Raw genomic sequence first — 12,671 nt, 5'->3', positions numbered from 1 at the left:
GATAACAACTGGGGTGCCCCCCCCACCACCTTCCCCGCGGTACCCCGGCGCACCCGCGGGTGCGCCGGAGACCGGCTGCTCTCGTTTCGCTGCCACCCGCGCTCAGATGAACGGTCAGTCCGCGGTCGCGAGAAGGCGGATCTCGTCCTCAAGGGGCAGAAGAGCGGCCGAGGAACCCACATGGACGCCGAAGAGCCCTGATTCCACCTGCCAGACGCCCTGCTCGACCGACCAGTGGGCGAAGACCCGCGGTGGCAAGGAGACACGCACCTGGACCGTTTCCCCGGGGTCGGCGGTGGCCTCGGCGAAGCCGGCGAGCCAACGCACCGGCCGCTCCACGGCGGAACGAGGGCGGCTGAGATAGACCTGCACCACCTCCCGGCCGGGGCGGGCGCCCGTGTTGGTGACGTCGACCAGCAGATCGAAGCCGTCCTCGCCGCCTTCGCTCACGGTCAGTGCGTCGTAGGACCAGCTGGTGTACCCGAGACCGTGGCCGAACCAGTACGCCGGCTGGACGTCGCCGCGCAGCCACGCCCGATGGCCGACGTGGATGCCCTCTCGGTAGGGAAGCACCCCATCGACCGGAGTGACGTCGAGGACCGGAACATCCTGCTGCAGGCGGGGCCAGGTGGTGGGCAGCCTGCCGCCCGGCTCACGCTCCCCCAGCAGGATGTCTGCCAGGGCGTTGCCGCACTCCTGCCCCGGGAACCAGGTCAGCAGGACTGCAGCGGCCCGGTCCGACCAGGGCATGAGCACCGGCCCGCCGGAATTGACGGCGATGACTGTGCGCGGGTTGACCTCCAGGATGCGCTCGACGAGTTCGTCCTGACCGCCAGGAAGGGCGAGTGTGGTGCGGTCGAATCCTTCGGACTCCACCTGTTCGTCGGTGCCGACGACGAGCACCACCGCGTCGGCCGATGCCGCCAACTCGGTGGCATGTGCGAGTTCGGCGCCGGCGGACCGGCGCGGTGCGCGCCAGCCGGCTGTCAGGGAAAGGGCGGGCAGGGGGGCGGAGCCGTCGGCCGGGCGTGTGTGAACCAGGCGGTAGGACACGTCCTGCCCGGCCTTCAGCTCCACCTCCGCCCAGCGCTGCGGCGGGTTGAGGAACGCCTCGACCGGGTCCCCGGTCACCAGGGCCACGTCCTCGTCCAGGACGACGGCTCCGTCGACCTCCAGGCTCATCGCTCCGGAACCTGCGAAGCCGATCCTGTGAAGGCCGTTTTCCCGGGTCCGCAACCGGGCGGTCACCTCCACCGTTTCGGCCTGCTCGAGCTCCGGGACGCCGAAGTAGATCAGGCGGCCGCTGGTGCGGTGCTCGCTGAGGAGCTCCTCTCCGCGTTCGTCCAGGAAACGGACGCGCAACCCGGGCATGCCGCTGACGGGATCGGTGACCTGCTCGGTGGTCACGGGCGCGAGCTCTTCGCTGCCGTGGACACCCGGTGTATGGACGACCTCCACCCCGCAGGCGGACAAGGCGTCGGTGATGCCCTCGAGCGGCGACACGGTGTAAGGCGGATTGACGGTGGCGCTGCCTCCGCCCTGCGTGCGGGCCTGGGCGGCGTTGGGGCCGATGACGGCGACCTTACGCACGACCGAGGTATCCAGCGGAAGCATGCTGTCCTCGTTGCGGAGCAGCACCGTCCCCATGGCGGCGGCCTCGCGCAGCAGGGCGGCGACGGCGGCGTCCGGCATCGGCACCGGGGCGAGGGCGGCCGGGGCGACTCCTTCGAGTGCCCCGACCCGGCCTGCCAGCCGCAGCAGCCGGCGCACCTTCTCATCGATCGCGCTCTGAGGCACGCGCCCCTCGCGGACGGCAGCGGCCAGGGCGTCCCCCCAGGGGCCTGCCGGTCCGGGCATGGCGAAGTCGGTTCCCGCTGCTCCGGCGGCTTCCGTGGAGCGGACGGCGGTCCAGTCGGACACGACGGCGCCGTCGAAGCCCCATTCCTTCTTGAGCACATCGTCGATCAAGGGGTTCTCGGTCATGGTGGGCCCGTTGACGGAGTTGTAGGCGGCCATGACGAGCCAGGGGCCGGCGTCGGCGACGATGTTCTCGAACGGGGCGAGGTAGAGCTCGCGCAGGGTGCGCTCGTCGATGTGCACATCGACGGTCATACGCTCACTCTCGGAGTCGTTGGCGACGAAGTGCTTCGGGGTGGCCGCGACTCCGGCCTCCTGTACTCCCGTGACATAGGCGGCGCCGATGCGCGCGGTGAGCAGCGGGTCCTCGGAGAAGCACTCGAAGTGACGGCCGCCCAGCGGGCTGCGGTGCAGGTTGACCGTGGGCCCGAGGAGAATGTCCACCCCTTTGCGGCGAGCTTCGACAGCCAGGAACCCGCCCAGCTTGCGGATCAGTTCCTCGTTCCAGGTGGCGGCGAGAGCAGTGGGTGAGGGCAGGTTGGCCGACGTGTCCCGCTCGTCCCACGCCTCACCGCGCACACCGGCCGGTCCGTCCGAGAGGACCATACGGCGCAGCCCGACCGCCGGCTCGGCGTGGGTGCTCCACACGGCCTCGCCGGTGAGAAGCCGGACCTTGTCGTCAAGGTTCAGCTCCGACAGCACTTGCTCGACGCGGATCTCGAGCCCTTCGGCCTGGGGATGCTCCTGCATGGTTCTCTCTCCTTAAGAGGTGGGGGCGTGCTGCCGCAGTCCGGGGGCGGGGCACGTGTGCGGGTCCTCGGGCCGACAGGCCCGGCCCGAGGCAGGCGGGGACGGTCAGCGGACCTTGCGGATCGGCAGCACGCTGAGCGCGCCGGCAAGGACCAGGACGATCGCCACGACGAACAGCGGTCGGTAGCCGCCGAGCAGGGAGATGACTGCCGCAGCGACAGCCGGGGCGACGGCCTGGGGAGCGACGTTCGCGATGTTCAGGACACCCAGGTCCTTGGCCGCGTCGTCGGGGTCGGGCAGCACCTGAGTCATCAGGGCGGTGTCCACGGCCATGTAGGCACCGAATGCCGCGCCCGAGATGACCGCGAAGGCGAACATGCTCCCCTCGGAACGGAACACGAGCGGCAGCACGAGAGCGGCAGCCATGCCGATCGAGGCAAGGACCACCAAGGGCTTGCGTCGGCCGATCCGGTCGGACACGGGACCCGCGACGACGATCGTCACGATCATGGCGGGCAGCATGGCGAGGCTCAGCAACGGCACCAGGTCGTTGGCACGGTCACGACTCAGCCCGATGTGGTCCTCCAGGATGTACAGCTGGTACGAGGTGACGCAGTAGTACCCGAGGATCATCAGGAACCGGCCGAGGAAGGCCCAGGCGAAGTCGGGGTGGCGGCGCGGGCTCACCCAGAAGCCCGACAGGAACGGCTTCCACCGGAACGGTTGGACTTCCATGCCGGCGGTGGAGCTCTCCGGGTTGAGCAGGACGAACACGGCGGTGCCGGCGATGACGAGTACGCCGAAGACGGCGAAACCGACGCCGAGCCGCTCCGCGAAGGCTGCGGCGAGCGCAGTGCCGCCGGTCGCACCGATCATCTGGGCAAGACCCGCGACCGAGGAGAACAGCCCGCGGCGGTGCTCGGGGGTGCGGTCGGGGACGACGGCGGTCAGCGGAGCCTGCAGGCCGTTGAGACAGACCTGCGCCAGGGTCCAGGCGACCGCGATCCAGAGCAGGCTGTTCCCGGTTCCGACTGCGATGAGAGCCAGTCCCCCGAGCAGGGCTCCGGCGGCCATCCAGGGCGTACGCCGCCCGAAACGGCTGCGTGTGCGGTCGGACAGGGCACCCACGATCGGGTTGGCGAGCATGGCCCCGACGGCGCCCACGGCGCTGATCACGCCGAGCGAGGTGGTCCTGCCGTCGGGGTCGACCTCGGCGACCAGATTGGCGAGGAGAACAGCGGGCACCGCGCCGTAGACGGCGTAGAGACTCGCGCTGCTCGCCAGGAGACCGCCCAGCAGACGACGCTGCCCGGGTGCTCGCCCCGGCCCGCCCACGGCCGGTTTTCCAAGATCCGCGGCAGGGACTTCGGCAGCCTCACCGGAGCTGGAAATGATCATGTCGACCTCGTTGTCACGTGAATGGGGGCTTCTGCACGTGCGCGGAGAATCATCTGCTGACACGTGAAAGCATCTCCGCATGCTGACACGTGCTAGCTGCAATGGGAAGACCCGGATAGAATCCGGTGCGAGGCGGCGCGGCCGCAGGAGGCGGAGGTGTCAGCACCATGGAGGCGAAGACCAAGCGGTCACCCACCAGCGCGGATGTCGCTCGCGCGGCCGGTGTCTCGCGCGCGACGGTCTCCCTGGTCCTCAACGAGGTCCCGGACTCGCGGATCCCGGCCGCCACCCGCGACCGTGTGCTGGCCGCAGTGGCGGAGCTCGGTTACGCGCCCAACGCCCAGGCCCGGCAACTGCGCGCCGGCATGAGCCGGCTGATTCTGATGCCGCTCCCCCGCTTTCCCCTGGGTCCCGCGATGGACAGGGTCATAGAAAGACTCTCCACCCAGCTGCAGAGCAGGGGCTTCACCCTTCTCCTGCACGCGGACCGTGACGCGTCTGGTATGCCCGGTGCCCGGCTGTGGGCGGAGCAGCGTCCCGCCGCGGTGCTCGTGTCCGCCGATCGCTGCACCAAGGCTTCGGTCGCTCTCCTTCGCAGCGCCGGTACTCACGTCCTCCTCACCGCTGAGCAGCCCTCCCCCCTGGCCGAGACGCTCATCGTCGACCAACGGCAGATCGGAGCCGCCGCAGCCGGCCACCTGTGTGCGACGGGGCATCGACGTCTCGCGGCCCTCGTGCCCGCAGGGGATCTCGAACCTCTGGCGCGCCGCCGCTTCGAGGGCATGCAAGAGGTGGCCGCAGCCGCGGGGGCGCAGGTGGAGGCGGTTCTGGTGGAGCAGACACCGGAGGGGGCGGCACAAGTAGCCGATGCGCTGACTCGTCCCGGGGGCCCCACCGCGGTGTTCACCTACAACGATGAGTACGGCGCGCTGCTCCATAGCGTGCTGAGCGACCGGGGGCTGTCCTTTCCCGGCGACATGGCGCTCGTGGGTGCCGACGATCTGCCGGTCGCACGGTATCTCCGTCCCGCGCTGTCGTCCGTCACGATCGACGCCGAGGGTCTGGCCGACCGGTTCCTCCTCGCCACCCTCACCCTGCTCGGGATACCCGCGGCGGCCTCGCCCGCGGATCCGCACCTGCTGAGCCGCCCGAGCGTCGTACGCCGCGGGACGTCATGACGTCGTGCGCGGCCGGACGTAGCTGATCGCCGGGCCACCTACGGGGACGCCCCGGCCGGAGGAACGTCGAGCGCGGGGAATGCACGTGGAACTCGCCGCCCCCGGTCTGCTGCGCCGCCGCGGACAGGGTCGGCAGGGAGCCGCCCTGCTGAGGGTCGCGGTCGAAGAGGCGCCGTTCGCGCCGGCTTGTGCCCACGCATCTGCGAACCGGGTCGGCCTGGTGATCTCCTCGACGTATGCCCCTGACGGGCCACTCGTTCGCGGGGCTCGCGGTTACCGGATGGAGGATCCGATGGAGATGCCGCCGTCCACGTCAAGGACGACGCCGGTGATGTAGCCCGCTGCCTCGCTGGCGAGGAAGGCCGCGGCTTCGGCGATGTCCTCGGGCCTGCCGGTGTGGCGCATGGGCACCTTTGCGGTGAGTTTGTCGCGTGCGGGACCGTTCATGGAGGCGAGCATCGGGGTCTCGATGAGGCCGGGGGCGATGGCGTTGGCGGTGATGCCGTGGCGGGCGCCCTCAAGGGCGAGGGTGCGGGTCATGCCGACGATGCCGGCCTTGGCCGCCACGTAGTTGGTCTGGCCGAAGTTCCCGCGCCATGACATGGAGGAGAAACTCACGATGCGTCCGTAGCCCTGGCGTTTCATGGGGCCGAACGCGGCGCGGGCGCAGTGGAAGCCGCCGGTGAGGCTGACGTCGATGACGGCGTGCCAGTCGTCGTCGGTGATGTCCTCGATGCGGTTGTCGCGGATGATTCCGGCGTTGTTGACGAGGACGTCGAGGCGGCTGAGGTCAGCGGTGATGCCGGTGATCCAGTCATTGACCTGAGCGGAGTCGGTCACGTCCACCACGTCGGCGCGGTGTTGCGCGTCGTGGGCACTGGGGATGGTCTCGACGGCGTCCGTGAGGGCCTGTTCGTTCACGTCGGCGAGCGCGACGGTGGCGCCCTCCGCGGCGAACCTGGTGGCCATGGCGAGGCCGAGGCCTTGTGCGGCTCCGGTGATGGCGACGACGCGCCCCTGGTAGCGGTTCACTCGGTGTCTGCTTTCGTGGTTCGGGGAGCCAGGAAGACCCGCAGGGCGTCGGCCACCGAGCTCGCCGACCAGTTGTCGGCGAAAGTGGCCAGTTCCTCACGCAGAGCCTGTTCGGGAGCGACACCGTCAATCCGGTTCAGCAGCGACTTGAGCCGTTGCTGAGCGGGGCCGCTACGGTCGGCCAACTGCTGGCAGATGCGCGTGGCGGTGGCGTCGAGGTCGGCCTCGGGCACGATCGCCTGGATCCAGCCGGTGCTCGCGAACGAGGTCGCGGGCAGCAGTTCGCCGGTGAGCAGGAGCCGGCGCGACAGGCCGCGTCCGACCGCCCCGGGGAGCCGGACGCTTGACCCGCCGGCCGGTACCAGCCGCCGGTTGAGGTGGCCGTCGCCGATGAGCGTGGTGTCGGCGGCGACGACGACATCGCAGACCAGCGCGAGTTCGAGGCCCCCGGCGACGGCGTGACCGTGCAAAACGGCGACCCATGGCTTGGGGCTCGCCGCGATGCGGCTGAAGCAGGCCGACACGTCGGTCAAGAAGTCGACCGGGTTCGCGCCGCGATCGTGTAGTTCCAGGAATGCGTGGAAGTCCCCGCCGGCACAGAAGCTCGGCCCGTTGCCCGCCACGGCGATGACCGCTGTGCCGGGGTCCTCCTCGGCGCTGGTGATCTGCTTGTTCAGGGCATCGATGAGAGCGGCGTCGAGGGCGTTGCGCCGCTCCGGACGGTTGAGCCGCAGCCACCGGACGGTGCCGCGTTGCTCGACGGTCAGGGGGTTCGTGTCGGTCACTGTGTCTCTCTGCTGGAAAGTTCGCTGCGGCGTCGGTTGCGCAGCAGGTAGCGCTGGGTCTTGCCGCTGGGGGTCTTGGGCAGGGTGTCGATGAAGTGGATCGAGCGTGGGTAGGCGTAGGCGGCGTATCGGGTCTTGACCAACTGCTGCAGATCCGCGGCCAGTTCCGGTGAGCCGTCGACGCCGTCGCGGGTGACGACGTATGCCTCGATGACCTCACCTCGGACGTCGTCGGGTGCGCCGATGACGCTGCACTCGGCGACAGCGGGGTGCTGGGCGAGGACGCTCTCGATCTCGAACGGCCCGATCCGGTAACCGGCCATGATGATGACGTCGTCGTCGCGGGAGGAGAAGAAGAAGTCGCCGTCGGCTTCCACGCGTCCGGCGTCGCCCGTCAGATACCAACGGCCGTCGCGGGTGAACTTGGAGGCGCTCTGCCCGGGGATCTGGTAGTCACGGAAGGTCATCAGCGGGCTCGCCGCGACATCGATCGCGACCCGGCCGAGCACGCCCGGCCCGGCGGGCTCGTCCTTGTCGTCGGCCAGCACGGTGAGGCTCCATCCGGGCACCGGCCGTCCCATCGACCCCGTCTTGAGCGGACGGGCGAGTTCACGATGGTGGTGGTTGGCCAGGGGCATCCCGACCTCGGTCTGTCCGAAGTGGTCGTGCACGGCCAGGCCGAGCGCGGGTCCGGCCCACTCGTTGACCTCGGGGGTCAGGGGCTCCCCCGCGCTGGACGCCCGCTCCAGCCGCAGCCCGCGCGGCACCGGCACCGACGAGGAGCGCAGTCCCCGGTACACGGTCGGGGCGGCGGTGAAGTCGGTGACCTGATGGTCGACGAGGGTGCGCCAGGTCGTCTCGGCGGAGAACCCGCCGGACAGCAGCAGGCTGGGGACTCCGGCGGCCATCGGGGCGACGATGCCGGAGTACAGCCCGTAGGCCCATCCCGGATCGGCGGCGCACCAGTAGCTGCTGCCTGGGGTGACACCCAGGGCGTACTCCAGGTAGACCTGCCAGCCGGCGATGTAGGAGACCGGGTGGACGACCCCCTTGGGCTTGCCGGTGGTGCCGGAGGTGAACATGTGCACCAGCGGTCCGTCCCCGCTCGTGGTGGCGGCGGGCACCGGCTCGGGCGACGCACCCGCGACGAGGCGGGCCAGCGAGGCGTCACCGCGCGACGCGTCGGTTCCGGTGACGACGACGCGTAGCCGAGGGTCGTCCGGCATGTCCGGGCCGGGATCGAGTTTGTGGCGCTGGTCCGGGGCGACGACCACCACGTGCGCGCCCGCGCCCTCCAGGCGCAGGGCGATGGCCTGGGGCGCGAACGCCGTGAACAGCGGGACGTAGACCGCGCCGAGCCGCCAGATCGCCAGGATGACCGTGACCAGGTCGGCACCCTTGCCCATCAGGGTCGCCACCCTGTCACCCGGACCGACCCCGAGCCGCTGGAGCGCCCGCGCGCAGCGGTGCGAGTCCGCGGCGAGCTCGCCGAAGGTCAGCGTGGAAGCCTTCCCGGCGCCGTCGACCACGGTGAACGCCACACGGTCCGCGGGCTGCCGGTCACACAGCAGCCCGGCCACGTCGAGGGAAGGTGCCGCGAAGGTCGCGGTCAGTTCGCGGACTCGGTCGGCGGCGCTCACGACCGGTGCTTCCGGTCGATGATCGGCAGCACCAGGCGGCTGGAGTGGTTCGGCCCGTGGTGGATGTGGTTGATCGCGGGAATCATCTGCTCCTCGCCCTCGCGGGCGATGACGCCGCCGGTGTTGGTATTACGGTCGTAGCGGGGGAAGTTGCTACTGGAGACGTCCACGCGGATGCGGTGACCGGGCAGGAAGACGTTGGACGTGCCTGCCATGTCGATGGCGATCTCGTGGACCGTGCCGGGCACCATCAATTCTTCCGCGGCGAGGCCGCCCCGGTAGCGGGTGCGCAGGATGCCGTCGCACAGGTTGATCGCCTTGCCGTCGGGGAAGACGTCGACGAGCTTGGCGGTGAAGTCGGTGTCCACCGCCGAGGAGGAGACGTAGAGGGTCAGGCTGACCGGACCGGTGACCTCGACGGCCTCGTCCAGTACGGGGCTCGCGAAGCACAGGACGTCCTCGCGGGCGGCGACCGTGCGCTGATCGACCGGACCGCAGAACCCCGGCGTCGTCGGCATGCACGCCCCGCCGGCCGACGGAACCGGGCGGCGCGGATCGTAGAGGTAGGTCTCGTGCCCGGCATCGCTCGGTGGATGGATCGTCAACGTCCCGCCGCCGTCAGCGGTGTTCGCGGGACCGGTGCTCGTGAGGTGGAAGTCGGTCCACCTCGTGTCGGGCAGCGGCCACTCCTGCTCGTCGCGCCACTGGTCGATGCCCATCACGAAGATCTTCACCGGCGCGACGCCATCCAGAGCGGTGGTGTCTCCGCGGAGCCAGCGGTCGAAGAACTTCACGTGGAGGTCGGTCATGCCCGCCATCCGGGCGCCGGCCAGCGGGCCGAAGGAGCGGTCGCGATAGACGCCGCTCGCGGAGGTGTGATCCCACGGACCGATGATCAGCCGCTGCCCCTCTCGCGCCTGCGCGCTGCCGGCCTTCTGGCGGGTGGTGGTGTAGGTGCGCAGCGTCTGACCGATGTAGAGGTCGTACCAGCCGCCGATGTTCAGAGCCGGGACGGTGACGTTCTTGAGTTCGGGCGTGAGCTCCATGGCGTCCCAGTACCGGTCGTGGGAGGGGTGGGCCATCCAGTCGTCCCACCACTTCCCGTAGGCCGCCAGGACCGGGACGTCTGCCGTCGGCAGCACATCGTTGAGGGGTTCGGGAAACAGTGCCGCCCGACCAAGCTGCTGCAGCTGGGACGCGGTGTCCTCGCCGGCCGCCAGGCACCGCTGGGCGTGAGCCGCGTACATCATGGCGCTCCACGACGTGACCAGGCTCAGTGAGAGCGCACCGCCCGGTGAGTACCAGGGCGCCTCGTAGTTGTCGATCGAGGTGAAGGTCGGCGCGATCGCCTTGAGGGCGGGGGCGCCGGTCGCGGCGGCTTCCCACTGGACCATCCCGAGGTAGGACGCCCCGTACATGCCTACCGTGCCGTCCGACCATGGCTGGTCAGCGACCCAGGCGACGGTGTCCTCGCCGTCCGCCCGGTCGGCCGCATGCGGGACGAACTCGCCTTCCGAGCGGTTCGTGCCCCGGCAGTCCTGCATGACCAGCGCGTAGCCGGCCCCTAGCAGAGCCAGGATGTTCGGCATGATCTCGGAGGCGGTGCCCATCATGTCCTTGCCGTACGGCAGGCGCACGAGGAGCGTCGGCGCCTCCCCCTCGGCGGGATGCCACACGTTGGCGGCCAGCGCCACACCGTCACGCATCGGGACGCGAACATCCATCTCGTACAGGTGCTGCATCGAGGCTCCTCGTTGAGCTGACGGCGTGACCTGGAACATGGGTACGCTAGGAGGTACTTTCGTACCCTGTCAATTACCAGGAGAAGGCGGCGCCCTTCGGTGCTTCGGCTGCACCGGCTCCGTCCCTTCCTGGCAACGTCATCCATGCGGTTCAGGAGCTCAGGAGCACCACGCGGTGCGAGTGCTGACGATGGTCGACCGCGACAAGGACGTGCAGATCCCCGCCTGCGCCATCAACTCACCGTCCTGGAGCGGCAGCTCGGCGCGGACCCCCTGGCATTCGCGGCTGAGGAGCGGACCGCGCCGCTCAATCCTGCTGCGGCGCGTTCCCTGGCGTCGCAGGCACGCTGAGGCCATGCAACAGCAGATCCGCCATCTCCCCGTACGCCTGGCCGGCCGTCAGTCCGGTGCTGCGCAGCAGCACGCCCGACTGCACGCCCTCGATCGCCAGTGCCACCAGGTGCCCGGCGAAGGTGCCGTCGATGGAACGCAGGGCGCCCTGTTCGACGCCCGCGGCGATCAGCTCACGTACGCGCCGGGCGGCCGCCTGGGAGTTCACGTGGTAGATCTCCGCGGTCGGCGCGAAGGCAACCATGTCGCTGTAGAAGGCCGCGGAGCACCGGCTCATCGCCTCGCCCACGCCCGACAGGTAGGCGGGGATACGCTGCCGAGGGTCCGTCTCCGCCTGCACCGCGCTTTCGATCTGTTCGGTGGCCTGCCGGAAGAATCCCTTGGTCAGCGCGGTCACGAGCTGCTCCTTGCTCCCCGCGACGCTGTAGAGCGTGGCCTTGGAGCAACGCAGACGCTGGGCCAGGTCATCCATGCTCAACGACGTGAACCCCTCCGCGAGCACCAGCCCCTCGAGCTCTCTGAGCAGTCCCGCGCGGCGGTCCTGATCGACCCGTCGACGACGTACTGACCCCTGCCCGGCTGCGCGCACCCCTGAGTTCACCAGCCCAGTATGACCCGCTGCCTCGCGAAGACGAGCAACACCGTGGGGGTTCGCGGCGGGCGCTCACTCCAGCGAAAGGGGAGCGACGCGGTGGTCAAGACGGCCGAGAAGCCAGGGTTGGCCGGCCCGACCGCCGCTCCCCTCGCGGCCGGGCCGCAGGCGAAGGCACTGGGTTCGCGAGCCCCGTGGTTCGTGCAGGACAGGAAGCCACCGCACCTGAGCCGGCAAGGACACAGACACGCTGCGGATCATGGCGACTGGCGATCCCATGGGGCGCAGGGGTCTCGACGACGCCCGTGTCGTCCCACGCCCATGGCCAACCCGTACCGGATGCGCCGCCCGCTCTCCCGATACGTCCGCAGCGCCGGTCACACACCCGGTCAACAACTCGTCGCACCCGCCTCACAGTCCGCCGCGATCTCGTCCGCCAAATCGATCAGGGCATGCAGCGCCGGATTCGGGTCGGCCGCGCGCCAAGCCAGGGCCAGTGGCAGAGGCGGGATGTCGCGCGCGGGGACGAGGACCACGCCGGGGACCTTGAGGTGGCCGGCGGAGGACGGTACGAAGCCGATGCCGACGCCCGCGCCGACCAGCGTCAGGATCGTGTGGGTGTCGGGCGCCTCCTGGACGATGCGTGGGCTCGCCCCGTGCACCAGGTAGGCGCTGTGGATCAGTGCCACGATGCCCGCCCCCCGGTTCGTGGGGTGGCTGACGACGGGCTCGTCCCGGAGGTCGGCCAGGCCGACCTCCGTCCGCGATGCCAGCCGGTGCCCCGCCGGGAGCGCCACCACCATGCTGTGCCGGGTCAGTTCACGAGCCTGGATGCCGGTTCCCTCTACCGGCAACCGCATCAAACCCGCGTCGATCTCGTTGTCGGTGAGCCGGGTGACCAACTCGCCGCCGAACACCGGCCCGTGGATCTCGAGCCGGACGCGCGGGCGGCGTTCTCGGAACTTCCGGGTCATCACAATCAACACCTCGTGGGAGGTGGGTCCGCTGAACCCGAGCCGCACCACGCCGGTCTGCCCGCTCGCCGCCCGACGGGCCGCCAACGGTGCCTCCTGTGCCGCCCGCAGGGCCCGCCGCGCCTCCGCGAGGAACGCCTCGCCCGCCACCGTGAGTGCCACCCGCCGCGTCGTGCGACGCAACAGCGGCACCCCGACCTCGTGCTCCAACCGTTTTATCTGCTGCGACAGGGGCGGCTGCGAGATACGCAACCGCTCGGCCGCCCTGCGGAAGTTGAGCTCCTCCGCGACCGTCACGAACGACTGCAGATGCCGCAACTCCACGTGAGCTCCTGTCCTGGGCCAACTCTGCGGAGCCGCGCCATTCCTGGC

9 protein-coding genes are annotated in these 12,671 nt (G+C 70.1%); 1 reads left to right on the top strand and 8 read right to left on the bottom strand.

The window, feature by feature from the left end; all coding sequences use genetic code 11:
- Positions 1–114: 114 nt before the first annotated feature.
- Complete coding sequence (locus tag ABZ454_RS33045; protein ID WP_359543295.1) at positions 115–2,607, bottom strand: glycoside hydrolase family 3 C-terminal domain-containing protein; 2,493 nt, start codon at positions 2,605–2,607, stop codon at positions 115–117.
- Positions 2,608–2,712: 105 nt separating this feature from the next.
- Entirely contained in the window at positions 2,713–4,005 is a 1,293-nt protein-coding gene (locus ABZ454_RS33040) for an MFS transporter (protein WP_359543294.1), read from the bottom strand.
- Positions 4,006–4,172: 167 nt separating this feature from the next.
- Between ABZ454_RS33040 and ABZ454_RS33035 the strand changes: the two genes are divergently transcribed.
- Entirely contained in the window at positions 4,173–5,183 is a 1,011-nt protein-coding gene (locus ABZ454_RS33035) for a LacI family DNA-binding transcriptional regulator (protein WP_359543293.1), read from the top strand.
- Positions 5,184–5,456: 273 nt separating this feature from the next.
- On the opposite strand, the gene ABZ454_RS33030 is transcribed toward ABZ454_RS33035, so the two are convergent.
- The 6 genes from ABZ454_RS33030 to ABZ454_RS33005 form a co-directional block, all read right to left on the bottom strand.
- Positions 5,457–6,215 (bottom strand): SDR family NAD(P)-dependent oxidoreductase, encoded by a 759-nt coding sequence (locus ABZ454_RS33030; protein WP_359543292.1) that lies wholly within the window; start codon positions 6,213–6,215, stop codon positions 5,457–5,459.
- Positions 6,212–7,000 carry an enoyl-CoA hydratase/isomerase family protein gene (locus tag ABZ454_RS33025; protein ID WP_359543291.1) on the bottom strand — a complete coding sequence of 263 codons (789 nt, stop codon included), beginning with the start codon at positions 6,998–7,000 and terminating at the stop codon, positions 6,212–6,214. Before ABZ454_RS33025 ends, ABZ454_RS33030 begins: the two co-directional genes overlap by 4 nt.
- Positions 6,997–8,640: an AMP-binding protein gene (locus tag ABZ454_RS33020; protein WP_359543290.1), complete on the bottom strand. Its 1,644-nt coding sequence runs from the start codon at positions 8,638–8,640 to the stop codon at positions 6,997–6,999. The genes ABZ454_RS33025 and ABZ454_RS33020 overlap by 4 nt, the downstream gene beginning before the upstream one ends.
- Positions 8,637–10,382 (bottom strand): CocE/NonD family hydrolase, encoded by a 1,746-nt coding sequence (locus ABZ454_RS33015; RefSeq protein ID WP_359543289.1) that lies wholly within the window; start codon positions 10,380–10,382, stop codon positions 8,637–8,639. Before ABZ454_RS33015 ends, ABZ454_RS33020 begins: the two co-directional genes overlap by 4 nt.
- A gap of 307 nt (positions 10,383–10,689) precedes the next feature.
- Positions 10,690–11,334, bottom strand: coding sequence for a TetR/AcrR family transcriptional regulator (locus ABZ454_RS33010; RefSeq protein ID WP_359543288.1), 645 nt, complete (start codon positions 11,332–11,334; stop codon positions 10,690–10,692).
- Between the two features lie 380 nt (positions 11,335–11,714).
- Positions 11,715–12,623, bottom strand: coding sequence for a LysR family transcriptional regulator (locus tag ABZ454_RS33005; protein ID WP_359543287.1), 909 nt, complete (start codon positions 12,621–12,623; stop codon positions 11,715–11,717).
- Between the last annotated feature and the right edge of the window lie 48 nt (positions 12,624–12,671).

Origin of the sequence: Streptomyces sp. NPDC005803 (genome assembly GCF_040630435.1) — a bacterium.
GTDB lineage: Bacteria > Actinomycetota > Actinomycetes > Streptomycetales > Streptomycetaceae > Streptomyces.
The sequence above is the reverse complement of the archived record's forward strand: the minus strand, read 5'-3'. Positions and strand labels throughout refer to the sequence as shown.

Coding starts and splice junctions, on each gene's coding strand:
- ABZ454_RS33045 (WP_359543295.1), bottom strand. CDS start 2,607: ATGCAGGAGCATCCCCAGGCCGAAGGGCTCGAGATCCGCGTCGAGCAA.
- ABZ454_RS33040 (WP_359543294.1), bottom strand. CDS start 4,005: ATGATCATTTCCAGCTCCGGTGAGGCTGCCGAAGTCCCTGCCGCGGAT.
- ABZ454_RS33015 (WP_359543289.1), bottom strand. CDS start 10,382: ATGCAGCACCTGTACGAGATGGATGTTCGCGTCCCGATGCGTGACGGT.
- ABZ454_RS33035 (WP_359543293.1), top strand. CDS start 4,173: ATGGAGGCGAAGACCAAGCGGTCACCCACCAGCGCGGATGTCGCTCGC.